The organism is Pantoea sp. PSNIH1, assembly GCF_007680655.1.
In the GTDB taxonomy this organism is placed as follows: Bacteria; Pseudomonadota; Gammaproteobacteria; order Enterobacterales; family Enterobacteriaceae; genus Pantoea; species Pantoea eucrina.
On record NZ_VEIP01000002.1, the window covers coordinates 25,917 to 50,579 of the forward strand.

The following is a 24,663-nucleotide window of genomic DNA, read 5'->3' on the forward strand; positions in this document are numbered from 1 at the left end:
TTGGGAGTCCGGATATGAATGCACCTTTCACCTACGCCTCACCCACGCTGACGGTTGAAGCGCTGAAGCACTCAATCGCCTATAAGCTGATGTTTACGATTGGCAAAGATCCTTCAATCGCGAATAAACACGAGTGGCTGAACGCCTCGCTGCTCGCGGTGCGCGACCGTATGGTGGAGCGCTGGCTGCGTTCCAGCCGTGCGCAGCTGTCGCAGGATGTGCGTCAGGTTTACTACCTGTCGATGGAGTTCCTGATGGGCCGCACGCTGGGCAATGCGCTGCTGGCGATGGGCATTTATGACGATCTCAATCAGGCGCTGGATGAGATGGGACTCAATCTCAGCGAACTGATGGAAGAGGAAAACGATCCCGGACTCGGCAACGGCGGCCTTGGTCGTCTGGCCGCCTGCTTTTTAGATTCGCTGGCAACATTAGGCCTGCCGGGACGCGGTTACGGCATCCGCTATGACTACGGTATGTTCCGGCAGAACATTGTCGACGGCCAGCAGCGTGAGTCGCCGGACTACTGGCTGGAGTATGGCAATCCGTGGGAATTTCAGCGCCATAATACCCGCTATAAAGTGCGTTTCGGCGGTCGTCTGCAGCATGAGGGCGCGCGCGTTCGCTGGATTGAAACGGAAGAGATTGTCGCGATGGCGTACGATCAAATCATTCCCGGTTTTGACACCGATGCCACCAATACCCTGCGGCTGTGGGGGGCGCAGGCGAGCAATGAGATCAATCTCGGCAAGTTTAACCAGGGCGACTACTTTGCGGCCGTCGAGGACAAAAATCATTCCGAGAACGTTTCGCGGGTTCTCTATCCGGATGATTCAACCTACTCAGGACGCGAGCTGCGGCTGCGTCAGGAGTACTTTCTTGTCTCCTCTACGGTGCAGGATATTCTGCATCGCCACTGGAAAATGCATGAAACCTGGGACAACCTTGCTGACAAAGTCGCTATCCATTTGAACGACACGCATCCGGTTCTGGCGATCCCGGAGCTGATGCGGCTGCTGATTGATGAGTATAAATTCAGCTGGGATGACGCGTTTGAAGTCACCTGTCAGATCTTCTCCTATACCAACCATACGCTGATGAGCGAGGCGCTGGAGACCTGGCCGGTAGATATGATCGGCAAAATTTTGCCGCGTCACCTGAGTATTATTTTCGAGATCAACGATTACTTCCTGAAGACGATTCAGGAGCACTATCCCGACGACTGGGATCTGATGTCGCGCATCTCGATTATCGATGAGAATGATGGCCGCCGCATCCGTATGGCGTGGCTGGCGGTGGTGGTGAGTCACAAAGTAAACGGCGTCTCTGAGCTGCACTCCAATTTGATGGTGCAGTCGCTGTTTGCCGACTTTGCCCGGCTCTTTCCGGGACGTTTCTGCAACAAGACCAACGGCGTGACGCCGCGTCGCTGGCTGGCGCTGGCGAATCCGGCGCTCTCCGGCGTGCTGGATGAAACCATTGGCCGCACCTGGCGCACCGATCTGTCACAGCTCAGCGAGCTGCAGCCGCATATCGACTACCCGGCGTTTATTCGCCAGGTTGCCGATGCCAAATTTGCCAACAAGCAGCGGCTGGCGGCATGGGTCGCCAAAAATATGGATATCGTGCTCAATCCGCACGCGCTGTTCGATGTACAGATCAAGCGTATTCACGAGTATAAACGGCAGCTGCTTAACGTGCTGCATGTGATCACCCGCTATAACCGGATCAAAGCCGATCCCGATGCCAGCTGGGTACCGCGCGTAAATATTTTTGCCGGCAAAGCCGCCTCGGCCTACTACGTGGCAAAACATATTATTCATCTGATCAATGATGTGGCTGACGTGATCAATAACGATCCGCAGGTAAAGAACAAGCTGAAAGTAGTGTTTATCCCTAACTACGGCGTCAGCCTCGCGCAGATCATCATTCCGGCAGCCGATCTTTCCGAGCAGATCTCCACGGCGGGTACTGAGGCCTCCGGCACCAGTAACATGAAGTTTGCGCTAAACGGCGCGCTGACCATCGGCACGCTGGATGGCGCAAACGTGGAGATGCGCGAGCACGTGGGCGCAGAGAACATCTTTATCTTCGGCAACACCACGCCGCAGGTTGAGCAGCTGCGCAAAGAGGGCTACAACCCGCGCAAATACTTTGAGGAAGATGCTGAGCTGCATCAGGTGCTGACGCAGATTGCCACCGGCGTGTTCAGCCCGCAGGAGCCGGGACGTTATCGTAACCTGTTTGATGCGCTGGTGAACTTTGGTGACCACTATCAGCTGCTGGCGGATTACCGCAGCTATGTGGATACGCAGGATAAAGTGGATAAGCTTTACCGGCAGCCGGATGAGTGGCAGCGCCGTGCAGCGCTGAATATCGCCGGTATGGGCTACTTCTCGTCAGATCGTACCATTCAGGAGTATGCGGATGAGATCTGGCATATTTCGCCGGTAAGGTTATAAAAAAGGTCGCCATGAATGGCGACCCTGGGAAATATGGCCCGGTGCGCATCAATGCGCATCGGGTAACGGCTTACTTCAGCGTAATGCTCTTCACAATGCTGTCTGCATCGCTCTGCGCCTGCTGCTGATTCTCCGCCGGCAGGGTGATCTGTAGCGTCAAAAGCTGGTTATCGACTTTTGCCAGCACTACCGTTGACCACGATGTCTGATTGTTAGCGGAAATCACCGTATCCAGCTGCTGTGCCGGCTGGTCTTTCAGCGTTACCGCTTTATTCGACACCACCTGCAGCTGCGGATCGCGATTGCGCTGCTGCTGCTCCAGACGTTTTGAGAGCGTCTCAAGTGAGTCACTGGTCGGGTCGCCGGCGATCACAATAATGGCGCGCTGGCCGGTTTCATTAGCGTAGACGTGCATATTGGTGGATTCAGAGCCGAGTTTACCGCTCTTATCAGACATGCCTGCAGGCAGCGTAAAGCTCAGTTTCCCTTCCATCAGATTCACCGTCTGAGCGGACTGGCTGACGCTGGTGCCGCTGTTGTCAGCAGCATCCTCTTTTTTCTGATCGCACGCCGCCAGGCCCAGCACCAGCAGGCCGATACCTGCATACTTCACTACGTTGCGCATTCTGTTCCCTTTTACAATTCCAGTCTGGCTTATACAAACGGAATCGGCGGTCAAAAGCAACCGCCGATGTGTCAGGAAATCTTAGCGCACCGCGCCATTTCGTCTATGGCACATTAGCCGAAATTGATCTGGCGCGCCTGATGCCGTTCCGCCATGCGCTTCAGGGCGGCATTCAGCAGCAGGCCGTAGGCGGGCAGGAAGAAGATCAGGCAGATCAGCACCTTGAAGCTGTAGTCCACCAGGGCAATCTCGACCCAGTGCGCTGCCATGAAGGGATCCTGGCTCTTATAGAAAGCGATAAAGAAAAAGGCCAGCGTATCGCTGACGTTGCCGAGAAACATGGCGCAGGCTGGCGCTATCCACCACTGCGGCAGCTGGCGCAGACGGTTAAAGACGTGAACGTCGAGGATCTGACCCAGCGCATAGGCCATAAAGCTGGCGCAGGCGATACGGGCGACAAAGAGATTGACCTGCTGCAGCGACGCCCAGCCCTGCCATGCCCCCTGATAAAAGAGGCAGGAGATAGCGTAGGAGATAAACAGCGCCGGGATCATCACTGCGAGAATAATGCGCCGCGCAAGCGGAGCGCCGAAAATACGCACGGTCAGGTCGGTTGCGAGAAAAATAAAGGGAAAGCTGAACGCACCCCAGGTGGTATGAAAACCGAAAATAGCGACCGGCAGCTGAACCAGATAATTGCTGGAGGTGATCACCAGCAGATGAAACAGCGACAGCCAGAAAAGGGCGTGCATGCGCTGACGCGCAGAAAAAGCGATCATAGTGAGCCTTTTTAAACAATGGGGTGAGGGAACCCATCCATTCATCGTTCGCATTTTTGCTGCGCTGACTGCGCGTGCCAAAAGGCGAAGGATTTTGGGGACTAAGCAACGGTATTGAAAAATCGGACGGCATCTTAACCCGTTGCGCAATTTATGCAACGGTTAATTTTAACGCAATCGTTGTCGCCTTGCGCTGCGGAAATGGCGAGCTAGAATGAGCATCCCTGTTACTGACCGATAAGAGAATCATGAGCGATCCTTTCTCCGCACCCGACCATACGCTGGATGCGCTGGGCCTGCGCTGCCCTGAACCCGTGATGATGGTACGCAAGACGGTACGCACAATGCAGGCGGGTGAAACGCTGCTGATTATTGCCGACGATCCGGCGACCACGCGCGATATCCCCGGTTTCTGCCGCTTTATGGATCACGATTTACTGGCACAGCAGACGGAAGCGCTGCCGTACCAGTATCTGATCAGGAAAGGCGCGGAGGCCTGACGGGGGGCTGGCGCAGCAGACGCAGAGCGTTTGCGGTCACCAGCGCCGTAGCACCCGAATCGGCCAGCACCGCCAGCCACAAGCCGGTTAAGCCGAGCAGCGTCGTGAGCAGAAACAGCGCCTTCAGCCCCAGCGCCAGCGTAATATTCTGCAGCACGATGGCGCGGGCGCGCCGCGCCAGCGCGACAGTCTGCGGCAGAAGAGTCAGGCGATTCTGCGTCAGCGCAGCGTCAGCCGTTTCCAGCGCCACGTCAGTGCCGCTGCCCATAGCAATCCCGATAGCCGCCGCTTTCATCGCTGGCGCATCATTAATGCCGTCACCCACCATCGCCAGCGGCTGCTGCTGGCTCAGCGCGCGTACGGCACTGACTTTGTCTGCCGGCAGCAAACCCGCCCGATATTCAATATTAAGTTCTGCCGCTATGGCGGCGGCCGCACGCGGGTTATCTCCGGTCAGCATGACGCTGGCGATCCCCGCGGCTCTGAGCTGATCGATAGCCGCCGCAGCCTCTTCACGCAGCCGATCCTGCAGCGCCAGCAGCCCCAGCGGCCGATCTGCCTGCAGCAGGATCACTACCGTGTTGCCCTCGCGCTCGTACTCCATCACACGCTGCCGCTGCTGATCGCTCAATCCCGGCGCGGCACGCGGTGTCAGCAGCTGATAAGGGACGCCGTCAATGCTCGCGCGAATACCGCTGCCCGCCAGCGCCTGCTGCTGTTGCGCATCCGGCAGAGTCAGCTGCCGTTTCGCGGCTTCTGCGACAATTGCCTGCGCCAGCGGATGCCCGGACCCGCGCTCTGCCGCCGCCGCGAGGCGCAGCAGCGCCGCTTCGTCAGTCTGACCAAAAGCGCGGATCGCCGTAACCTGCGGTTTACCCAGGGTCAGCGTGCCGGTTTTGTCGAAGGCGATAACCTGCACGCGGCTCAGCTGCTCCAGCGCGGCGCCACCTTTAAGCAGCACGCCCTGACGCGCGGCAGAGGCCAGCGCTGAAGTCACCGCCGCCGGCGTTGAGATCACCAGCGCGCAGGGGCAGCCAATCAGCAGCAGCGTCAGCCCTTTATAGATCCACGGCTGCCACTCTCCCAGGCCAGAGAGCGGCGGGACCACCATCACCAGTAGCGCCAGCAGCATAATGGCCGGCGTATAGATGCGGCTAAAGCGATCGATAAAGCGTTCTGCCGGTGCGCGATGGCTCTCCGCTTCATCAATGAGCTGCAGGATACGATCGATAGCGCTCTCTCCCGGCAGAGAGGTCACTTTTATCTGCACCAGCCGATCAACGCTGGTGGCGCCGGCCATCAGCCGATCGCCGGGCTGATGGCTCACCGGCAGGGACTCACCGGTTAATGCGCTTTCATCAAAACTGGCGCTGAACTGCAGCAGCTCGCCATCAACCGGCAGGCGGCCGCCGGCGGCAACTTCAATAATGTCGCCCGGCTGCAGCGCCGCCAGCGGGACCGCAACGCGCTGCGCGCCCTGCAGCCGTGTCGCACGCTCCGGACGCAGCGCCATCAGAGCGGTCACACCGCGTCGCGCCTGCGCTGCGGCCCAGGCCTCAAGCCGCTCACCGATTAAAAACAGCAGCAGCACCATCGCAGCTTCGGCATGAGCGCCCGTTACCAGCGCGCCGGCTGCCGCCGCCGTCATCAGCGTTTCGATTGAGAAAGGCGAGCCGCTGCGGATCCGCTGCCAGGCGCTGTGCGCGACCGGCAGGAGACCGGCCAGCGCGGTCGCAACAAACAGGCGATCGCCCCAGATCGGTGACTGCTGACTTATCAGCCAGCTCGTCAGCATCAGCAGTGCCAGCAGCAGCAGCGCGGCGCGATCGCGCCAGCATGAAGTCGCCGGCGGGGGAGCGGGGGCATCAGCGGCGTGCAGCCTGAAGCCCGCCTGTTTTACCGCCTGTTCTATAGCGGCCTGCATGGCGGTGGGGGCACAGACTTCCAGCTTTTCACTGGCAAAAATCACGCGCGCCTGCGTGACCTGCGGCAACTTTTGCACGGCGGTTTCGATAGTGCGCGCGCAGCCCGGGCAGTCCATCCCGGTAATTCGCCAGCGCAGTGCAGGCAGCCCGTTAGCAGAGTCTCTGTTTTCATCCGCGTCAGCTGACGCCGCGCTTCCGGCACAGCAGGCGGTGCCGGTTGTGACGGGCGTGGTCAGACGGGTGAAGCGGGCCGCGGGCAGGGGGCGCACAGCAGCGTGTGGCCGCAGTTTGCTGCCCGGCCGGTCACAGCCGCAGGGGGAAATCTGTTGATGCATGGAGCCTCCGGTATCAGTAACGGGCAGCTGCCCGTTACTGAAGGCTACACTCTGGAGTCAGCTCCAGAGTCAAGCCCGGAATGGCCGGATTATCAGGAGAGCCAGAGTGAACGCACGATCATAAAATGACCGGCAAAATAGCAGGCGGCGACAATGGCGCTGTCAGCGCTGAAGCGGCGGCGATAGTGTGAAATAAACCAGATGATATTGGCCAGCAGCAGCAGGCCCGCACCAATCAGCAGCGAGAAACTGTAGTCGGTCGGACGGAAAAAGTAGTTTTCAGCCGCCATCCAGTTCATCACCAGCGTCATGCCAATCAGGGTACAGATGGGCCAGCGCAGCTCCTCCAGCCGCGTCCAGAGCAGCGCAATGACCGCAACGCCGATAATCAGAAACGTCAGCGGAATAGGCCAGTAGAAGCTCATGGTCATATGGGCGGTAAAACTGATGGTGTAGAGCAGATGCGAAAGGAAAAACGCGCCCAGCGCATAAAGCATTTGCTGTCGGGGCAGCAGCATCAGCGCATCGCCTGCCAGCGTGGCAATCAGTCCGGCAAGGATCAGATAGTCAGTGGTGTTCACGGCCGGTGCCTGCCAGGCCCAGGCAACCAGCAGCAGCAGGGTAACAGGTTTAAACAGCCAGCGTTGCCACTGCGGACCGCGATAGGAGGCATCCACATAGAGCCAGCCGGAAAAAAGTACTGCAAGGAAAGACCAAAGCATTTTTTCTCCCTTTTGTAGACGAGATGTCCACACTGTTGAAATATCCCAGACTCTCTTTGAGTTTAAGTTACCGCTGGTAAATGTGACAATCGGGCAACTCTGGTTGTATGCTTTAGCTTCTTTTTTAATGATCAAATGAAGTGAAGTGCGAGCAAAAACATGAGCAAACCACCGCTAATCTTTTTTATCGTCCTGGCGATTATCGCCATTCTGGCGACCCGGCAGTTTATCAAGCAGCGGCGGGAAGCTGCGGTTAACGACGCCTCCCCGGTACGATCGCTGACCGTGCAGGTAAAAACCAAGCGTGAATATCCGGCACCGAATCGTCGTTCGCGTCAGCGCGAAGAGATTGCCGGTGAAGAGATGAAATATGAAGCCTGGTTTCATCCGCTGAACGGGGCGAGCGACATTAAAACCGCGGTCAGCGCCAGCGATTATCACCAGATGGATAAGGGCGTAAAAGGCGAGCTGAAGATGCAGGGCAGCCGTTTTGTCAGCTTTACCCCCGCGCGCTGAAACCGGAGCGCCGGCAAAGGTGCCCCGGTTAGCGCCGGATCACATCTTCGGATAGTGCTTTTTCTGCCAGGCGAGCAGCTCAAATACCCCGAAAAAGAAAATCTTAGCCTGCGTGGCGCCGCTCAGCTTCGGCGCCTCTTTGGGCTGGGTGGCGCGCAGCAGCACCAGCTGCAGTCCATGCATAATCACCATGAAAAACAGGGCGACATGCACAAAATAGCGCAGCGGTGTGGGGAAAGGGTGCACCAGATTAAGCAGCAGAAAAGCCCAGACGCAAATCATCAGTAACCGTCCCAGATTAAGCCACATCATGCGCCTCCTGTTGGCGTTGATAGAGTCGATAGGCGACCTGACCGGCGATCTTCTCCCGGTAAAGCAGCCAGCTGGCGGGCACGTCAGGCGCCCCCTGTTCCACTTCACTTTCCACGTAAATCAGCGCGTCTGCGCTCAGCCACTGATTGCGCTCCAGCAGCGCCAGCGTCTCCGCCAGCAACCCTTTGCGAAAGGGCGGATCGACAAATACGATATCAAAAGCTTCGCCAGGCTGAGCCAGCCACTGCAGCGCGCTGGTCTGCACCACCGTCGCCTGCGTGGCGCGCAGCGTGTCGACATTGCGTGACAGCTGCTGCGCTACGCTGCGCTCCAGCTCCAGCAGCGTGACGCAACCCGCATAGCGCGACAGCGCTTCGAGACCCAGCGCGCCGCTGCCGGCGAAGCAGTCGAGGCAGCGCGCCTGCGGAAGGTCGGGTGCCAGCCAGTTAAACAGGGTTTCGCGTACGCGATCGGTCGTGGGGCGCAGGCCTGCGCTATCCGGCACCGGAAGTTTACGGCCGCGCCACTGGCCGCCAATGATGCGGATCTGGCCAGCGCCGCCGCCGCTGCGGGGTGATTTACTCATTTTGCTCACAACTCGTCATAATTTGTTGCGTAGTTTAACGGGCGCGACAGGCAGAAGAAACGTAAAAAAGGGTGCTGTGGTGCGCTGGCCGGAAAGTGTTAGACTATTGAACGATACAAGCGTGCGTAATTCGCTGATTTTACGCCGCAGAAAGCTAAAAAACTGAATTTATATCCCCTGGGGACAGCGTGCTACCGGGAATAAGCCATCGAGGAGTGTAGTTACACAATGGCAAAAGAGAAAAAACGCGGCTTTTTTTCCTGGCTGGGATTTGGCAAGGAAGAGCAGGCACCCGCCCCGGCTGAAGAGCAGGTAAAAGAGCAGCCTGCAGAGGAGGCTCAGCCCGCTGCCGCTGAAGAGAGTGCGTCAGAGCGTGCCGAAGCGCAGGCAGCAGAAACCGTTGCGCTGACGGAGCAACTGGCGAAAGAGCAGGCGGCAGCAGATCAGGCAGCCCGGCATGCGCTGCCACCTGAAGAGGCCATCATCACCGCGCAGCCGGAGGAGATCCTGCCGGAAGAGGAGCCTGAGCTGACGCCGCTGCCGGTCAATGAAGAGATCCTGCCGGAAGAGGAGCCTGAGCTGGCGCCGCTGCCGGTTAATGAAGAGATCCTGCCGGAAGAGGAGCCTGAACGGGCGCCGCTGCCGGTTGCTGAAGAGACCCTGCCGCAAGAAGAACCTGAACTGGCGCCGCTGCCGGGAGAGATACCGGCTGCCACTGCCGGGGAGCCACCGCTGACAGCCGCCGTCGCGCCGGAACCGGTTCTGCCCGGCGATGAAAGCCAGCTGGCGGAAGCGGAACCTCTGGCAGATGAGGATGCGCCGCTCAGCGATGAAGAGCTGGAGGCACTGGCGCTGGCGGAAACCTACGCTGAAGACGCCGCTGCAGACTCTGCAGACACCGTAAGCGATCTTCCGCTGGCGGCCGCGCCTATTGTGGCGCAGGAGCAGGAGCGCCCGACTAAAGAGGGCTTTTTTGCGCGCCTCAAGCGCAGCCTGGTTAAAACGCGCACCAACCTTGGCTCAGGTTTTATCAGCCTGTTTCGCGGTAAAAAGATTGATGACGACCTGTTTGACGAGCTGGAAGAGCAGCTGCTGATTGCGGATGTGGGCGTGGAAACTACTCGCCGGATTATCACCAGCCTGACTCAGCAGGCGAGCCGCAAACAGCTGCGCGATGCTGAAGCGCTCTATGGTCTGCTGAAGGCGGAAATGGCCGGCATTCTCGATAAAGTCGATGCGCCGCTGGATGTCAGTGGCAAAACGCCGTTTGTGATCCTGATGGTCGGCGTAAACGGCGTCGGCAAAACCACCACTATCGGTAAACTGGCGCGCCAGTATCAGGCGGAAGGCAAATCGGTGATGCTGGCTGCCGGCGATACCTTCCGTGCCGCTGCGGTCGAGCAGCTGCAGGTGTGGGGAGAGCGCAATCATATTCCGGTTGTGGCACAGCATACCGGTGCGGATTCCGCCTCGGTGATTTTCGATGCTATTCAGGCGGCGAAGTCGCGCAATGTGGATGTGTTAATTGCCGATACCGCTGGTCGCCTGCAGAACAAATCGCACCTGATGGAAGAGCTGAAAAAAATCACCCGCGTGATGAAGAAGCTGGATGAGGATGCGCCGCATGAAGTGATGCTGACGTTAGATGCCAGCACCGGACAGAATGCGGTGAGTCAGGCAAAACTGTTTAATGAAGCGGTAGGGCTGACCGGTATCGCCCTGACCAAGCTGGACGGCACGGCGAAGGGGGGCGTTATCTTCTCCATTGCCGATCAGTTCGGCATTCCTATTCGCTATATCGGTGTCGGAGAAGGCATCGAAGATTTACGGCCATTTAAGGCCGAAGACTTTATTGAGGCACTGTTTGCCCGAGAGGAATGATTGGCATGATTCGCTTTGAAGAAGTCAGTAAGGCTTATCTGGGAGGGCGCCAGGCGCTGCAGGGCGTTGATTTTCATCTGCGTCCCGGCGAGATGTCCTTCCTGACCGGACACTCCGGCGCGGGTAAAAGTACCCTGCTGAAGCTGATTTGCGGCATTGAGCGTCCGAGCGCCGGACAGATCTGGTTCAGCGGGCACGATATCTCCCGCCTGCGTCACAGCGAAGTGCCGTTTCTGCGGCGCCAGATTGGCATGATTTTCCAGGATCACCATCTGCTGATGGATCGCTCTGTCTATGACAATGTGGCTATCCCGCTGATTATTTCCGGCGCCAGCGGCGAAGATATCCGCCGTCGTGTTTCAGCGGCCCTGGATAAAGTCGGCCTGCTCGACAAAGCGAAAAGTTACCCGATTCAGCTCTCCGGCGGTGAACAGCAGCGCGTGGGTATTGCGCGCGCGGTGGTTAATAAACCCGCCGTACTGCTGGCAGATGAACCCACCGGTAACCTCGACAATGCACTGTCAGAAGATATCCTGCGCCTGTTTGAAGAGTTCAACCGGGTCGGGGTAACGGTACTGATGGCAACCCACGATCTGGGGCTGATCGCGCGGCGTAACTACCGCGTGATGACGCTGAATCAGGGACGTCTGCACGGAGGCCACGATGGTCAATAAACGCAACAAGCGCCCGGCGGCGGCCAGAGCGGCAAAGCAGCCTAAAACGCCGTCAAAGCGCAAAGCGCTAAAAGGTGGCTGGCAGGAGCAGTGGCGCTACGCCCTGCGCGGCACCCTGTCTGATATGTGGCGCCAGCCGCTGGCAACGCTGCTTACCGTTATGGTTATCGCGATTTCACTGACGCTGCCCAGCGTCTGTTACATGGTGTGGAAAAACGTCAGCCAGGCGGCCACCCAGTGGTATCCGGCGCCGCAGCTGACGGTCTATCTCGACAAGACGCTGGACGACAGTGCGGCAGAAAACGTCACCGCACAGCTTAAGCAGCTGGAAGGCGTCGACAGTGTGAACTACCTGACGCGCGACGAGGCGCAGAGTGAGTTTCGCAACTGGTCTGGTTTTGGCGGCGCGATGGATCTGCTGGAGCAGAATCCGCTGCCGGCGGTGGCCATCATCACGCCGAAGCTTAATTTCCAGAACTCAGACACTATGGCAAGCCTGCGCGATCGGGTGGCAAAAGTGCAGGGCGTGGATGAAGTACGGATGGATGACAGCTGGTTTGCCCGTCTGGCGGCGCTGACCGGTCTGGTCGGGCAGGTGGCCTCTATGATCGGTCTGCTGATGATTGTGGCAGTGTTCCTGGTGATTGGTAACAGCGTCCGGCTCAGCATCTTTGCCCGGCGTGACACCATCAACGTCCAGAAGCTGATTGGCGCAACGGATGGCTTTATCCTGCGGCCGTTCCTCTATGGCGGTGCGCTGCTCGGTTTTGCCGGTGCGCTGCTGTCGCTGGTGCTGTCTGAAGTGCTGGTGCTGCGACTGCAGTCGGTGGTGGCGCAGGTCGCGTCGGTGTTTGGCACCGCCTTTACGCTGGAAGGTTTTGCGTGGGACGAAGGCCTGCTGCTGCTGCTGATTGCCGCCATTATTGGCTGGATTGCTGCCTGGCTTGCCACTGTACAACATTTACGCCGATTTACGCCGCAGTAACCCATGGCAACGATTTTTTGATATACTCTTCCTCTGCCGCCAGCAATGCAGGCGCAGAGGAATGCTCCGATTTTCCCCGCTGTCACCTGTGTGTAAAATATTCACTGCTATAATTGAACTTGTGGATAACCCTGGCGTCTAATTAGCACAGATTGCTGTTGGTTTTCGCCTGACGTTGACATACTGTAGCGTCTGCGTAAGGACACGCGCAGCAACTCCATTGAATTTGTGAGGGTTTGAATGACCAAAGAAATGCAAACTTTAGCGATTGCTCCTCTGGGCAACCTGGAATCTTACGTTCGGGCTGCCAACAACTGGCCGGTATTGACGGCAGAAGAGGAAAAAGCACTGGCTGAGCGGCTGCATTACCAGGGCGATCTGGATGCAGCGAAAACGCTGATCCTGTCACACCTGCGCTTTGTTGTTCACATCGCACGTAACTATGCAGGTTATGGTTTGCCACAGGCGGATCTGATTCAGGAAGGCAATATCGGCCTGATGAAAGCGGTGCGCCGTTTTAATCCGGAAGTGGGCGTGCGCCTGGTCTCATTTGCAGTGCACTGGATCAAAGCAGAGATCCACGAGTACGTGCTGCGCAACTGGCGCATTGTCAAAGTCGCTACTACCAAAGCGCAGCGTAAGCTGTTCTTTAACCTGCGTAAAACCAAGCAGCGTCTGGGCTGGTTTAATCAGGATGAAGTTGACATGGTGGCGCGTGAACTCGGCGTCAGCACGAAAGATGTGCTGGAGATGGAGTCGCGTATGGCGGCACAGGACATGACCTTTGATATGTCCTCTGACGATGAGGCGGGCGACGGCAAGCCAATGGCTCCCGTACTCTACCTGCAGGATAAAACATCAGACTTCGCTGACGGTATCGAAGAGGATAACTGGGACGCCCACGCAGCGGATAAGCTGAGTGATGCGATGCTCAGCCTGGATGAACGCAGTCAGCATATCATCCGTGCCCGCTGGCTGGATGATGACAATAAAACCACACTGCAGGAGCTGGCCGACCGCTATGGCGTTTCAGCGGAGCGCGTGCGTCAGCTGGAAAAGAATGCGATGAAAAAGCTGCGCATGGCGATTGAAGCCTGACAGTTCGCAGACGGTAATAAGGGCAACCTCAGGGTTGCCCTTTTTTATGTCCGCCATCCGGCCGCGTAACGCTACTCTGCCACTTTTACCCAGCCATCTGCCTGCGCGCGGAAGCCACACGCCTGCATAAACGCCGCCCGGATCCCCTGGTCAGCATAGCCATCATCCGCAATCCACCAGTGATCCTGCGAACCATTCTGCGCCAGAGTCTCCTCCAGTAAGTAACGCCCGACGCCGCGCCGGCGCGTAGCCTCACGGACTTCAAAGTGCGTGATTTTGCCGTGGGTACCGCGGATTTCCAGCTGCAGCGCGCCCAGCAGCCGATCGTTAAACCGCGCGGCATAGAGCCGCTGCGTATCACTCAATGTCTTTTCCAGCTGCGCAATATCCTGCTGTGGCCAGATTTTAGCGAGGTCGATGCGATCCTGCGGCGTAAGTGAAACGATACGCTGAATAGTGAGTTTCATAACCCGTACCTGTACTGGCAGAAAGGGCATAGTGTAGCGAATTTATACAGTCAGAGCGCTGTCACTTTTTTGCGATAAAAACAGGTCAAATGGCAGACACTTTGCCAGGATTGTGGAGTAAGCCCGCAACGATTGCCGAATAAGCCAGCATAACACGCTACCCTGGTGCACAAATTACGGCCATAACCTCCAGAGTATTATGCTGTTCAGGCCGCTCATTACTGAATATGTCAGTTGATTTACAGCAGAAAATTCCTGTTTAATAACCTGAAAATAAAGCTGTTTTAACAAAAAAAGCCAGATAAGAACGCTAACTCCTTCTATCTGAATCAGTTTCCTCTTTCACTGGCTGAAATAAAACCAATCACAACAGACACGACATAATAGATGGGGAAGTACGCATGAAGATGAGTAAAGGACGCGCGTTACTGGCGGGCTGCGTTGCACTGGCAATGAGCCATGCCGCGCTGGCTGCCGATATTAAAATCGCTATCGTGGGTGCAGCAACCGGCCCGGTCGCGCAATATGGTGATATGCAGTTCACGGGTGCAGCGCAGGCGATCAAAGATATTAATGCCAAAGGCGGCGTAAACGGCGACAAGCTGGTTGGCGTGGAGTATGACGACGCGTGTGACCCGAAGCAGGCGGTTGCGGTGGCGAACAAAGTGGTTAACGACGGCATTAAATATGTTATCGGCCATCTCTGCTCCTCTTCTACGCAGCCTGCATCTGACATCTATAACGATGAAGGCATTCTGATGATTACGCCGGCCGCCACCGCCCCTGAACTGACGGCGCGTGGCTATGCTGACGTTATGCGCACTACCGGTCTCGACTCCGATCAGGGGCCGACGGCAGCGACCTATATTCTGGAGCAGATCAAGCCGAAGCGTATTGCCGTTGTGCATGACAAGCAGCAGTACGGCCAGGGTCTGGCGGAGTCCGTGCAGAAAACCCTGAAGGCCAAAGGTGGCAACGTGGTGCTGTTTGAGGGCATCACCGCCGGCGATAAAGATTTCTCCACGCTGATTGCCCGCCTGAAGAAAGAGAACGTCGATTTTGTTTACTACGGCGGCTACTACCCGGAGCTGGGGCAGATCCTGCGCCAGGCAAAAACTGCCGGCCTGAAAGCGGGCTTTATGGGACCAGAGGGCGTGGGTAACGCCTCACTCTCCAATATTGCTGGCGATGCATCAGAAGGGCTGTACGTCACGCTGCCAAAGCGTTATGACCAGCTGCCGGAGAACAAAGCGATCGTTGATGCCATTAAGGGCAACAGCGCTTCAAACCGCAAAGATCCGACCGGCCCGTTTGTCTGGACCACCTATGCCGCAATCCAGTCGCTGGTGGCGGGCATTGAGCGCAGCAAAAGCGATGAGCCCGATGCGATTGCAAAAAACCTGAAAGAGGGCGCACCGGTGCCAACCGTGATGGGCAACCTGAGCTGGGATCAGAAAGGCGATCTGAAAGGGTTCGAGTTCGGCGTGTTTAAATGGCACAAAGATGGCTCATCAACCGCAGTGAAATAAGCGCTGTTAACCGGTTCTACCGCATAGCGTAACTATCTCCCCCTCCCGTGCGCGGGCGGGGGCAGGGAGCTGGCAGACGCGCCGCGAGCGGTTTGCTGCCCTGACCCTTTCTTACCCCAGAGAGGGAATCTCTGATCCACTTGCAGGTCCTCATTATGTCCGAGCAGTTTCTCTATTTTATTCAGCAGATGTTCAACGGGGTCACCCTCGGGAGCACCTATGCGCTGATCGCGATTGGCTACACCATGGTGTATGGCATTATCGGCATGATCAACTTCGCCCACGGCGAGGTTTACATGATCGGCAGCTATGTCTCTTTTATTGTCATTGCCGCCCTGATGATGATGGGCATTGATACCTCGTGGCTGATGATCGCCGCCGGTTTTATCATGGCAGTGATCATCTCCAGCGCTTACGGCTGGAGTATTGAACGCGTTGCCTATAAGCCGGTGCGCTCTTCCAAGCGGCTGATTGCGCTTATCTCCGCCATCGGGATGTCTATTTTCCTGCAAAACTACGTCAGCCTGACCCAGGGCTCGCGCGATCTGGCGCTGCCCAGTCTGATCACCGGCCAGTGGACATTGGGTGAAAGCAACGGCTTCGCCGCCACGCTCACCACCATGCAGCTGGTGATCTGGGTAGTGACGTTTCTGGCAATGCTGGCGCTGACGCTGTTTATCCGCTATTCGCGTATGGGTCGCGCCTGTCGCGCCTGTGCGGAAGATCTGAAAATGGCGAGCCTGCTGGGCATCAATACCGATCGCGTTATTTCGCTGACCTTCGTGATCGGCGCGGCGATGGCAGCGGTCGCGGGCGTATTGCTGGGGCAGTTCTACGGCTCAATCAACCCGTTTATCGGCTTTATGGCCGGCATGAAAGCATTCACCGCAGCGGTTCTGGGCGGTATCGGCAGTATTCCGGGCGCTATGATTGGCGGGCTGGTACTCGGCATTGCGGAAGCGCTGACGTCAGCTTACCTCTCGACGGAATATAAAGATGTGGTCTCCTTTGCGCTGCTGATCGTGGTATTGCTGGTGATGCCAACCGGTATCCTGGGCCGCCCGGAGGTAGAGAAAGTATGAAGCGTCTCGGGCTGCTTAACGCCGTGCTTTCCGCGGCAATGCTGCTGGTGCTGGCCAGCTTCTTTATGGGCATGCGTCTCGACCTGGATGGCACCCGGCTGATTGTGGTCAGCGCGGGCGAGGTTCGCTGGAACTGGATCTTCGCCGGCTGCGCGGTGGTCTTTATCTTTCAGCTGCTGCGTCCGCTGTTTTCAGGCCGGTTTCACCGCAGCGGTAAAGCCTTTGTGCTGCCGGCGTTTGATGGATCTACCGCGAAGCAGAAACTGCTGATGGCGCTGCTGATCGTCGCTGCCGTTGCGTGGCCGCTGTTTGCCTCACGCGGCAGCATCGACATTGCTACGCTGACGCTGATCTACGTCATGCTGGGACTGGGGCTTAACGTGGTGGTTGGCCTCTCCGGACTGCTGGTGCTGGGCTACGGCGGTTTTTATGCCATTGGCGCCTATACCTTTGCGCTGCTGAACCACTACTACGGTTTTGGCTTCTGGGAGAGCCTGCCGCTGGCGGGCATCGTGGCGGGCGCCTTTGGCCTGATGCTGGGATTTCCGGTGCTGCGCCTGCGCGGCGACTATCTGGCGATTGTCACGCTCGGTTTCGGTGAAATCGTGCGTATTCTGCTGCTGAACAGTACGTCGATTACCGGCGGGCCGAACGGTATCGCGCAAATCCCCAAACCCGGCCTGTTTGGCATTGAGTTTGGCCGCCGCGTCAGCGAAGGGGGCTGGACGACGTTCCACGAGCTGACCGGGCTTGCCTACAACCCCAATCACCGCGTGATTTTCCTCTATCTGGTCGCGCTGCTGCTGGTGGTACTGACGCTATTTGTGATCAATCGCCTGCTGCGTATGCCGCTGGGGCGCGCATGGGAAGCGCTGCGCGAAGATGAGATCGCCTGCCGCTCGCTGGGGCTGAGCCCGACGCGCATCAAGCTGACCGCCTTTACCATCAGCGCCGTATTTGCCGGTTTTGCCGGGACGCTGTTTGCAGCGCGCCAGGGCTTTGTCAGCCCGGAGTCGTTTACGTTTGTTGAATCCGCTTTTGTGCTGGCTATCGTGGTACTGGGCGGGATGGGGTCTCAGCTGGCGGTGATCCTCGCGGCGATCCTGCTGGTGGTATCGCGTGAACTGATGCGCGATCTTAATGAGTACAGCATGCTGGTGCTGGGCGGCCTGATGGTGCTGATGATGATCTGGCGTCCGCAGGGGTTGCTACCGATGAAGCGTCCGCATCTGAAACTGAAAAAGAGCAAACAGGGAGAGCAGGCATGAGTCAGCCTTTATTAGCCGTTGAAGGCCTGATGATGCGTTTTGGCGGCCTGCTGGCCGTCAACAATGTGGCACTGGCGCTGCATCCGCAGGAAATTGTTTCGCTTATCGGACCCAACGGTGCCGGTAAAACCACCGTGTTTAACTGCCTGACCGGCTTCTATAAGCCGACCGGCGGCACCATTAAATTGCGCGATCGGCCGCTGCAGGGCCTGCCGGGACAGAAAATCGCGCGCATGGGCATTGTGCGCACGTTTCAGCACGTGCGGCTGTTCCGTGAGATGACGGTGATTGAAAATCTGCTGGTGGCGCAGCATCAGCATCTGAAAAGCGGCGTCTTTTCCGGCCTGTTAAAAACACCGGCGTTTCGCCGCGGTGAGAGCGAGGCGCTCGATCGCGCAGCCATCTGGCTGGAGCGTATCGGCCTGCTGGAGCTGGCAAACCGCCAGGCGGGTAATCTGGCTTACGGCCAGCAGCGCCGGCTGGAAATTGCCCGCTGCATGGTCACGCGCCCGGAGATCCTGATGCTGGACGAACCGGCCGCGGGCCTTAACCCGCGTGAAACGCATGAGCTGGATGCGCTGATCGCCGAGCTGCGCAGCGAGCACAAGGTATCAGTACTGCTGATTGAACACGATATGAAGCTGGTGATGGGCATTTCCGACCGCATCTACGTGGTCAATCAGGGAACGCCGCTGGCGAACGGTACACCGGAACAGATCCGCAACAACCCGGACGTGATCCGGGCTTATTTAGGTGAGGCGTAAGATGGCAAACCCGATGTTAACGCTGCAGGGTGTAAGCGCCCACTACGGTCCGATCCAGGCGCTGCACAATATTAATCTGCATATCAGTCAGGGGGAGATCGTCACGCTGATTGGTGCCAACGGCGCCGGTAAAACTACGCTGCTGGGTACGCTGTGCGGCGAGCCACGCGCCACCAGCGGCACCATTGTGTTTGACGGAAAAAACATTACCGACTGGCAGACGGCAAAAATCATGCGGGAGGCGATCGCGATCGTGCCGGAAGGGCGTCGGGTGTTTTCCCGCATGACGGTGGAGGAGAATCTGGCGATGGGCGGTTTCTTTGCCAGCCGGCATGAGTATCAGACGCGTATTGAGCGGGTTTACCAGCTCTTTCCCCGGCTGGCAGAACGCAAAGTGCAGCGTGCCGGTACCATGTCCGGCGGTGAACAGCAGATGCTGGCGATTGGTCGTGCGCTGATGAGCCAGCCGCGTCTGCTGCTGCTGGATGAACCCTCGCTCGGGCTGGCGCCTATCATCATCCAGCAGATTTTTGACACTATTGAGCAGCTGCGTAAAGAGGGGATGACCATCTTTCTGGTTGAGCAAAACGCCAATCAGGCGCTGAAGCTTGCCGATCGCGGTTACGTGCTGGAGAACGGTCACGTGGTGCTGGAGGACAGCGGTGAGGCGCTGCTCTCTAACGAAGCGGTGCGCAGCGCCTATCTCGGTGCCTGATCGGCCTGCGGCCCGGTATCCTGCCGGGCCGCCTTTTTCCTGCCTGCCGCTTTTTTGCTGAAAAATGTGCACAACGTTCACGTTTTACCGCCCGGCTGGCGCGTTTCTGTGTGTCATATCTCTGTCATATTTCGGTTATTTTTCTATCATCTTCCCGTGTCATGTTACTCCGCGAACAAAAAATGCGTGATATTGCGCGTACCTAACAGCACAGGAAAACTTTATGACCGCTTTAACGCTTCGTCCCCGTCTGATGAGTGTGTTGCTTGGTCTGGCGCTCAGCGGTAACGCGCTGGCTGCGACCGAAATCCCTTTCTGGCACTCAATGGAAGGGGAGTTAGGCAAAGAAGTTGACTCTCTGGCACAGCGTTTTAACCAGGCGCATCCCGATTACAAAATTGTGCCCACTTACAAAGGTAACTACGAGCAGAGCCTGGCGGCGGGGATCGCAGCGGTACGCACCGGTAAAGCGCCTGCGCTGCTGCAGGTCTATGAAGTCGGTACGGCAACCATGATGGCCTCGAAAGCGATTGTGCCGGTGCACGACGTGTTCAGCCAGGCTGGCGTGCAGATGGATGCGAAGCAGTTTGTGCCAGCCGTGGCGGGTTACTACAGCGACAGCAGCGGTCAGCTGATCTCTCAGCCGTTTAACAGCTCAACGCCGGTGCTCTACTACAACAAAGATGCCTTTAAAAAAGCGGGGCTGGATCCGGAGCAGCCGCCGAAAACCTGGCAGGAGCTGGCAAAAGACGCCGCTGCGCTGCGTAAAGCCGGCATGAGCTGCGGCTATGCCAGCGGCTGGCAGGGCTGGATCCAGATTGAAAACTTCAGCGCGTGGCATGCGCTGCCGGTAGCCAGTAAAAACAACGGCTTCGACGGCACGGATGCGGTGCTGGAGTTCAACAAGCCGGTGCAGGTGCGGCATATCCAGATGCTCGAAGAGATGAACAAAAAAGGTGATTTTACCTACTTTGGACGCAAGGATGAGCCGACCGCCAAGTTTTATAACGGCGACTGTGGGATCACGACCGCCTCTTCCGGCTCGCTGGCGGATATCAAGCACTACGCCAAATTTAACTTCGGCGTAGGCATGATGCCGTATGACGAGACCGTGCCTGAAGCACCGCAGAACGCCATCATCGGTGGCGCCAGCCTGTGGGTGATGAAAGGCAAAGATGCGGCCACCTATAAAGGGGCGGCGGAGTTTATGAAGTTCCTCGCGCAGCCGGAGATTGCCGCCGAATGGCATCAGAAAACCGGCTACCTGCCGATCACTACCGCCGCCTACGAGCTGACCAGAAAGCAGGGTTTCTATGAGAAGAACCCGGGCGCGGATATCGCTACCCGGCAGATGCTCAACAAAGATCCGCTGCCATACACCAAAGGGATGCGTCTCGGCAATATGCCGCAAATCCGCACGGTGGTAGATGAAGAGCTGGAAGGCGTCTGGACCGGCAAGCAGACGCCGCAGGCAGCGCTGGATAACGCGGTTAAGCGCGGTAATGCACTGCTGCGCCGCTTTGAACAGCAGGTGAAATAAATCCGATCCACCGGGAGCGACGCTGGGTCGCTCCCGCTTTCAGCGTGAGTTCGCTATGCCCTCATCGTCTCGTCCGGTCTTTCGTGCCCGGCTGCTGCCCTATTTGCTGATGGCACCGCAGCTGATTATCACCGCCATCTTCTTTCTCTGGCCTGCCGGAGAGGCCCTCTGGTATTCGCTGCAGAGCATCGATCCGTTTGGCATCTCCAGCACCTTTGTCGGGCTGGAGAACTTCAGCCGTCTGTTCAGCGATCCCTACTATCTCGACTCCTTCTGGACCACGATAGTGTTCAGCCTGCTGGTCACGGTGCTGGGGATGCTGTTCTCGCTCCTGCTGGCCGCGCTGGTTGACTATGTTGTGCGTCTGCAGAAGCTCTATCAGACCCTGCTGCTGCTGCCGTACGCGGTGGCACCGGTGGTCGCCGCAGTGCTGTGGATGTTCCTCTTTAATCCAGGGCTTGGGCTGCTCAGCCATCTGCTTAATCAGATGGGCTATAACTGGAACTATGCGCAGAACAGCGGTCAGGCGATGTTTCTGATCGTGCTCGCCTCTATCTGGCAGCAGATGAGCTACAACTTTCTGTTTTTCTTCGCGGCGCTGCAGTCGATTCCGAAGTCGCTGACTGAGGCGGCCGCTATCGACGGGGCCGGGCCGGTACGGCGCTTTTTTCATCTTTCTCTGCCGCTGATTACGCCGGTGAGCTTCTTTCTGCTGGTGGTCAACCTGGTCTACGCCTTCTTTGATACCTTCCCGGTCATTGATGCCGCCACCGGTGGCGGGCCGGTACAGTCCACCACCACGCTTATCTACAAAATTTATCGGGAAGGATTTACCGGTCTCGATCTCTCCTCATCTGCCGCGCAGTCAGTCGTGCTGATGCTGCTGGTGATTGGCCTCACTATTCTGCAGTTCCGCTTTGTTGAGCGTAAGGTGCAATATCAATGATTGAGAACCGACGCGGGCTGGATATTTTCAGCCACACGCTGCTGATTCTGGGCGTGCTGACCATTCTGTTTCCGCTCTATGTCGCCTTTGTCGCCGCCACGCTGGATAACACGGCGGTTTATCAGGTCCCGATGACGCTGGTGCCCGGCACGCATCTGTGGGAGAACGTTTCGCGTATCTGGACGCAGGGCGTTAACGGCAGCGCCGCGTTTGGCATGATGTTGCTGAACAGCTTTATCATGGCGCTGGCGATTACGATCGGCAAAATCAGCGTCTCTATGCTCTCAGCTTTTGCGCTGGTCTGGTTTCGCTTTCCGCTGCGCACGCTCTTTTTCTGGCTGATTTTCATTACGCTGATGCTGCCGGTTGAAGTGCGTATCTTCCCGACGGTTGAGGTGATCGCTACCCTTAATCTGCTCGACAGCTACAGCGGGCTGACGCTGCCGCTGATGGCGTCGGCAACGGCCACCTTTCTGTTCCGCCAGTTCTTCCTGTCGCTGCCGGACGAGCTGATTGAAGCCGCGCGCATTGACGGTGCCGGGCCGATGCGCTTCTTTTGGGACATTGTTCTGCCGCTGTCAAAAACCAATCTTGCCGCGCTGTTTGTGATCACCTTTATCTACGGCTGGAATCAGTATCTCTGGCCGCTGCTGATTATCAATGATGCCAGTCTGAGCACCGCCGTGGCGGGGGTAAAAAGCATGATCAACACCAGCGGCGGCCCGACGCAGTGGAATGAAGTGATGGCGGCGATGTTATTAACCCTGATCCCACCGGTTGTGGTGGTTCTTGTAATGCAGCGCGCGTTTGTGCGTGGCCTGGTGGAGAATGAGAAATAGATGGCAGGCGTAACCTTACAGAGCGTGACGAAATCGTATGACGGCAAAAATGCGGTGATCCAGCCGCTAACCATCACCATCAACGAGGGCGAGTTTATGGTGATGGTGGGGCCCTCCGGCTGCGGCAAGTCGACGCTGCTGCGCATGGTGGCCGGACTCGAGCGCGTCAGCTCCGGCGACATTTTTATTGCTGAGCAGCGGGTCACGGAGATGGAGCCGAAAGATCGCGGCATTGCGATGGTGTTTCAGAACTACGCGCTCTACCCGCATATGACGGTAGGCGAAAACATGGGCTATGGCCTGAAAATCCGCGGCATGGGCAAAGCGCAGATCGCCCAGCGCGTGCTGGAGACCGCGCGTAGTCTGGAGCTTGACCACCTGCTGAACCGGCGACCGCGTGAACTCTCGGGCGGGCAGCGGCAGCGTGTGGCGATGGGACGCGCTATCGTGCGTGAACCGGCTGTCTTCCTGTTCGATGAACCCCTCTCCAACCTTGATGCGCGCCTGCGCGTGCAGATGCGTCTTGAACTGCAGCAGCTGCACCGCCGTCTGAAAACCACCAGCCTTTACGTCACGCACGATCAGGTTGAGGCGATGACGCTGGCGGAGCGGGTGATGGTGATGAACAAAGGGATTGTGGAGCAGGTTGGCACGCCGGTAGAGGTTTATGAGCGTCCGGCCAGCCAGTTTGTTGCCGCCTTTATCGGCTCCCCGGCGATGAACCTGCTGCCAGGAGAGATCAGCCGCGATGGCCTGCACTTTACGCTGGATGCGCTGAACAGCCTGCCGCTGGGCGAGAGACGGCCGCAGTGGGCTAACAGGCCGCTGACGCTCGGCATCCGTCCTGAGCATATTCATCTCTCTTCGCGTGAAGCAGGCGGCGTGCCGCTGGTGGTCGATACGCTGGAGATCCTCGGCGCGGATAACCTGGCACACAGCCATCTTGGTCAGGCGCGGCTGGTGGTACGGCTGCCGCACAGCGAACGTCCGCAGGCGGGCAGCACGCTGTGGCTGCATCTGCCGCCGGATGCGTTACACTTCTTCGATGCTGTTCATGGAAAACGTCTGGAATGAGTAACAACAACTGGCCCTACCCGAAAATTGTGGCCCATCGCGGCGGCGGTAAACTCGCGCCGGAAAACACGCTGGCGGCAATTGATACCGGCGCGCGTTATGGCCATACCATGATTGAGTTTGATGCCAAACTCTCGCAGGATAAACAGATCTTTCTGCTGCACGATGACACGCTCGATCGCACCAGCAGCGGCTGGGGCGTGGCGGGCGAACAGACGTGGGCGCAGCTGGCACAGCTCGATGCCGGCGACTGGTTCAGTGGGGCGTTTACGGGCGAGCCGCTGGCGCTGCTGACGGACGTGGCGGCGCGCTGTCGTCAGCACCGAATGATGGCGAACATCGAAATTAAACCCACCACCGGCACCGACGCGGAGACGGGCGCTGCCGTGGCGCTCGCCGCCCGTAAGCTCTGGCAGGGGCAGACACCTCCGCTGCTCTCCTCATTCTCACCTGAAGCGCTGGCGGCAGCACAGCAGGCTGCGCCAGAGCTGCCGCGCGGTCTGCTGCTGGATGAGTGGGATGACGCATGGCAGACGCTGACCAGCCAGCTGAAGTGTGTGTCGATTCACCTGAATTACCGGCTGCTCGACGCGGAGCGCACCGCGCTGCTGAAGGCAGCCGGGTTGCGTATCCTGGCCTATACGGTTAACCAGCCCGCGCGTGCCCGCGAGCTGCTGAGCTGGGGTGTGGATGCCATCTGCACCGACCGCATCGACATTATCGGTCCCGATTTCAGTTAGTTGTTATTCGGCATGGTGCCGTTCTGCTGCGTATTCTGACCCGGCTGCGACTGCAGTACCTGCTGCCGGGTGCTGTCGCGTTTTTCCTGCAGCTGCCGCTGCATATTTTGCGTCTGCCGCTGCTGATCCTGATGCAGCAGGCGCTGCTGCTGCTGCTGCTGGGTCTGCATCTGGGTCTGCATACGCTGCTGGCTTGGGTTATAGCCGGGCTGATTCACATTATTGTTATTCAGCGTATTTGCCATACCGCTCAGCGGCAGCAGGGCTGCCAGCGCAATAAGCCATGTTTTCATTATTCC

25 protein-coding genes are annotated in these 24,663 nt (G+C 57.9%); 17 read left to right on the forward strand and 8 right to left on the reverse strand.

The genetic code is table 11. From position 1 onward, the window contains the following. Nucleotides 1-14: 14 nt before the first annotated feature. On the forward strand, nt 15-2,462 hold the full coding sequence (gene glgP / locus FS690_RS07700; protein WP_039381888.1) for a glycogen phosphorylase: 2,448 nt from the start codon (nt 15-17) through the stop codon (nt 2,460-2,462). Nucleotides 2,463-2,532: 70 nt separating this feature from the next. Here glgP and FS690_RS07705 read toward each other — a convergent pair whose 3' ends face one another. Both FS690_RS07705 and FS690_RS07710 read right to left on the reverse strand, forming a co-directional pair. Next, nucleotides 2,533-3,087: a DcrB family lipoprotein gene (locus tag FS690_RS07705; RefSeq protein WP_039381890.1), complete on the reverse strand. Its 555-nt coding sequence runs from the start codon at nt 3,085-3,087 to the stop codon at nt 2,533-2,535. 113 nt (nt 3,088-3,200) lie between these two features. Beyond that, nucleotides 3,201-3,866 carry a 7-cyano-7-deazaguanine/7-aminomethyl-7-deazaguanine transporter gene (locus FS690_RS07710; RefSeq protein WP_039381893.1) on the reverse strand — a complete coding sequence of 222 codons (666 nt, stop codon included), beginning with the start codon at nt 3,864-3,866 and terminating at the stop codon, nt 3,201-3,203. A 248-nt stretch (nt 3,867-4,114) separates the two neighbouring features. Between FS690_RS07710 and tusA the strand changes: the two genes are divergently transcribed. Then, nucleotides 4,115-4,366 (forward strand): sulfurtransferase TusA, encoded by a 252-nt coding sequence (tusA, locus tag FS690_RS07715; protein WP_039381895.1) that lies wholly within the window; start codon nt 4,115-4,117, stop codon nt 4,364-4,366. On the opposite strand, the gene FS690_RS07720 is transcribed toward tusA, so the two are convergent. Together FS690_RS07720 and FS690_RS07725 are read right to left on the reverse strand one after the other, a co-directional pair. Then, entirely contained in the window at nt 4,344-6,626 is a 2,283-nt protein-coding gene (locus FS690_RS07720) for a zinc/cadmium/mercury/lead-transporting ATPase (RefSeq protein ID WP_145339357.1), read from the reverse strand. The two genes, tusA and FS690_RS07720, sit on opposite strands and share 23 nt — an antisense overlap. Before the next feature lie 92 nt (nt 6,627-6,718). Next, complete coding sequence (locus FS690_RS07725) at nt 6,719-7,348, reverse strand: lysoplasmalogenase (RefSeq protein WP_039381901.1); 630 nt, start codon at nt 7,346-7,348, stop codon at nt 6,719-6,721. A gap of 159 nt (nt 7,349-7,507) precedes the next feature. Between FS690_RS07725 and FS690_RS07730 the strand changes: the two genes are divergently transcribed. After that, complete coding sequence (locus tag FS690_RS07730; protein WP_039381903.1) at nt 7,508-7,864, forward strand: DUF2500 domain-containing protein; 357 nt, start codon at nt 7,508-7,510, stop codon at nt 7,862-7,864. Between the two features lie 39 nt (nt 7,865-7,903). Here FS690_RS07730 and FS690_RS07735 read toward each other — a convergent pair whose 3' ends face one another. Together FS690_RS07735 and rsmD are read right to left on the reverse strand one after the other, a co-directional pair. Continuing rightward, nucleotides 7,904-8,173 carry a DUF1145 family protein gene (locus FS690_RS07735; protein ID WP_039331733.1) on the reverse strand — a complete coding sequence of 90 codons (270 nt, stop codon included), beginning with the start codon at nt 8,171-8,173 and terminating at the stop codon, nt 7,904-7,906. Continuing rightward, the gene (rsmD, locus tag FS690_RS07740) at nt 8,163-8,762 is read right to left on the reverse strand and encodes a 16S rRNA (guanine(966)-N(2))-methyltransferase (protein WP_145339359.1); all 600 of its coding nucleotides are present in this window, start codon (nt 8,760-8,762) and stop codon (nt 8,163-8,165) included. The genes FS690_RS07735 and rsmD overlap by 11 nt, the downstream gene beginning before the upstream one ends. A gap of 228 nt (nt 8,763-8,990) precedes the next feature. Between rsmD and ftsY the strand changes: the two genes are divergently transcribed. The 4 genes from ftsY to rpoH all read left to right on the forward strand — a co-directional run bounded on the left by ftsY (nt 8,991) and on the right by rpoH (nt 13,400). Next, the gene (gene ftsY, locus FS690_RS07745; protein ID WP_145339361.1) at nt 8,991-10,643 is read left to right on the forward strand and encodes a signal recognition particle-docking protein FtsY; all 1,653 of its coding nucleotides are present in this window, start codon (nt 8,991-8,993) and stop codon (nt 10,641-10,643) included. A gap of 5 nt (nt 10,644-10,648) precedes the next feature. After that, nucleotides 10,649-11,317, forward strand: a complete 669-nt coding sequence (ftsE, locus tag FS690_RS07750) for a cell division ATP-binding protein FtsE (protein ID WP_065650521.1) — start codon at nt 10,649-10,651, stop codon at nt 11,315-11,317. After that, nucleotides 11,307-12,302, forward strand: coding sequence for a permease-like cell division protein FtsX (gene ftsX, locus FS690_RS07755; RefSeq protein WP_104085623.1), 996 nt, complete (start codon nt 11,307-11,309; stop codon nt 12,300-12,302). Before ftsE ends, ftsX begins: the two co-directional genes overlap by 11 nt. A gap of 240 nt (nt 12,303-12,542) precedes the next feature. Then, the gene (gene rpoH, locus FS690_RS07760) at nt 12,543-13,400 is read left to right on the forward strand and encodes an RNA polymerase sigma factor RpoH (RefSeq protein ID WP_039381911.1); all 858 of its coding nucleotides are present in this window, start codon (nt 12,543-12,545) and stop codon (nt 13,398-13,400) included. 71 nt (nt 13,401-13,471) lie between these two features. Here the strand turns inward: rpoH and panM are convergent, their stop codons facing one another. Continuing rightward, entirely contained in the window at nt 13,472-13,867 is a 396-nt protein-coding gene (panM, locus tag FS690_RS07765; RefSeq protein WP_039381914.1) for an aspartate 1-decarboxylase autocleavage activator PanM, read from the reverse strand. Between the two features lie 401 nt (nt 13,868-14,268). Between panM and FS690_RS07770 the strand changes: the two genes are divergently transcribed. The 10 genes from FS690_RS07770 (at nt 14,269) to ugpQ (ending at nt 24,364) form a co-directional block, all read left to right on the forward strand. Further along, complete coding sequence (locus FS690_RS07770; RefSeq protein ID WP_071668459.1) at nt 14,269-15,396, forward strand: branched-chain amino acid ABC transporter substrate-binding protein; 1,128 nt, start codon at nt 14,269-14,271, stop codon at nt 15,394-15,396. A 155-nt stretch (nt 15,397-15,551) separates the two neighbouring features. Continuing rightward, nucleotides 15,552-16,478, forward strand: a complete 927-nt coding sequence (gene livH / locus FS690_RS07775; protein ID WP_071668458.1) for a high-affinity branched-chain amino acid ABC transporter permease LivH — start codon at nt 15,552-15,554, stop codon at nt 16,476-16,478. Further along, a complete protein-coding gene (locus FS690_RS07780) occupies nt 16,475-17,746 on the forward strand; it encodes a high-affinity branched-chain amino acid ABC transporter permease LivM (protein WP_039381921.1) in 1,272 nt (423 codons plus the stop codon). Before livH ends, FS690_RS07780 begins: the two co-directional genes overlap by 4 nt. After that, on the forward strand, nt 17,743-18,510 hold the full coding sequence (gene livG / locus FS690_RS07785) for a high-affinity branched-chain amino acid ABC transporter ATP-binding protein LivG (RefSeq protein WP_039381923.1): 768 nt from the start codon (nt 17,743-17,745) through the stop codon (nt 18,508-18,510). The genes FS690_RS07780 and livG overlap by 4 nt, the downstream gene beginning before the upstream one ends. Nucleotide 18,511: 1 nt before the next feature. Continuing rightward, a complete protein-coding gene (livF, locus tag FS690_RS07790) occupies nt 18,512-19,225 on the forward strand; it encodes a high-affinity branched-chain amino acid ABC transporter ATP-binding protein LivF (protein WP_039381926.1) in 714 nt (237 codons plus the stop codon). 223 nt (nt 19,226-19,448) lie between these two features. Further along, on the forward strand, nt 19,449-20,765 hold the full coding sequence (ugpB, locus tag FS690_RS07795) for a sn-glycerol-3-phosphate ABC transporter substrate-binding protein UgpB (RefSeq protein WP_071668456.1): 1,317 nt from the start codon (nt 19,449-19,451) through the stop codon (nt 20,763-20,765). A gap of 55 nt (nt 20,766-20,820) precedes the next feature. Then, the gene (gene ugpA / locus FS690_RS07800; RefSeq protein WP_039381930.1) at nt 20,821-21,711 is read left to right on the forward strand and encodes a sn-glycerol-3-phosphate ABC transporter permease UgpA; all 891 of its coding nucleotides are present in this window, start codon (nt 20,821-20,823) and stop codon (nt 21,709-21,711) included. After that, nucleotides 21,708-22,550 (forward strand): sn-glycerol-3-phosphate ABC transporter permease UgpE, encoded by an 843-nt coding sequence (ugpE, locus tag FS690_RS07805; RefSeq protein ID WP_039381934.1) that lies wholly within the window; start codon nt 21,708-21,710, stop codon nt 22,548-22,550. Before ugpA ends, ugpE begins: the two co-directional genes overlap by 4 nt. Then, on the forward strand, nt 22,551-23,624 hold the full coding sequence (locus tag FS690_RS07810) for a sn-glycerol-3-phosphate import ATP-binding protein UgpC (RefSeq protein WP_145339363.1): 1,074 nt from the start codon (nt 22,551-22,553) through the stop codon (nt 23,622-23,624). Next, nucleotides 23,621-24,364: a glycerophosphodiester phosphodiesterase gene (gene ugpQ, locus FS690_RS07815; protein WP_108570121.1), complete on the forward strand. Its 744-nt coding sequence runs from the start codon at nt 23,621-23,623 to the stop codon at nt 24,362-24,364. The genes FS690_RS07810 and ugpQ overlap by 4 nt, the downstream gene beginning before the upstream one ends. Here ugpQ and FS690_RS07820 read toward each other — a convergent pair. Next, nucleotides 24,361-24,657, reverse strand: a complete 297-nt coding sequence (locus FS690_RS07820) for a DUF2756 domain-containing protein (RefSeq protein WP_039381941.1) — start codon at nt 24,655-24,657, stop codon at nt 24,361-24,363. The genes ugpQ and FS690_RS07820 overlap by 4 nt on opposite strands. Nucleotides 24,658-24,663 lie beyond the last annotated feature (6 nt).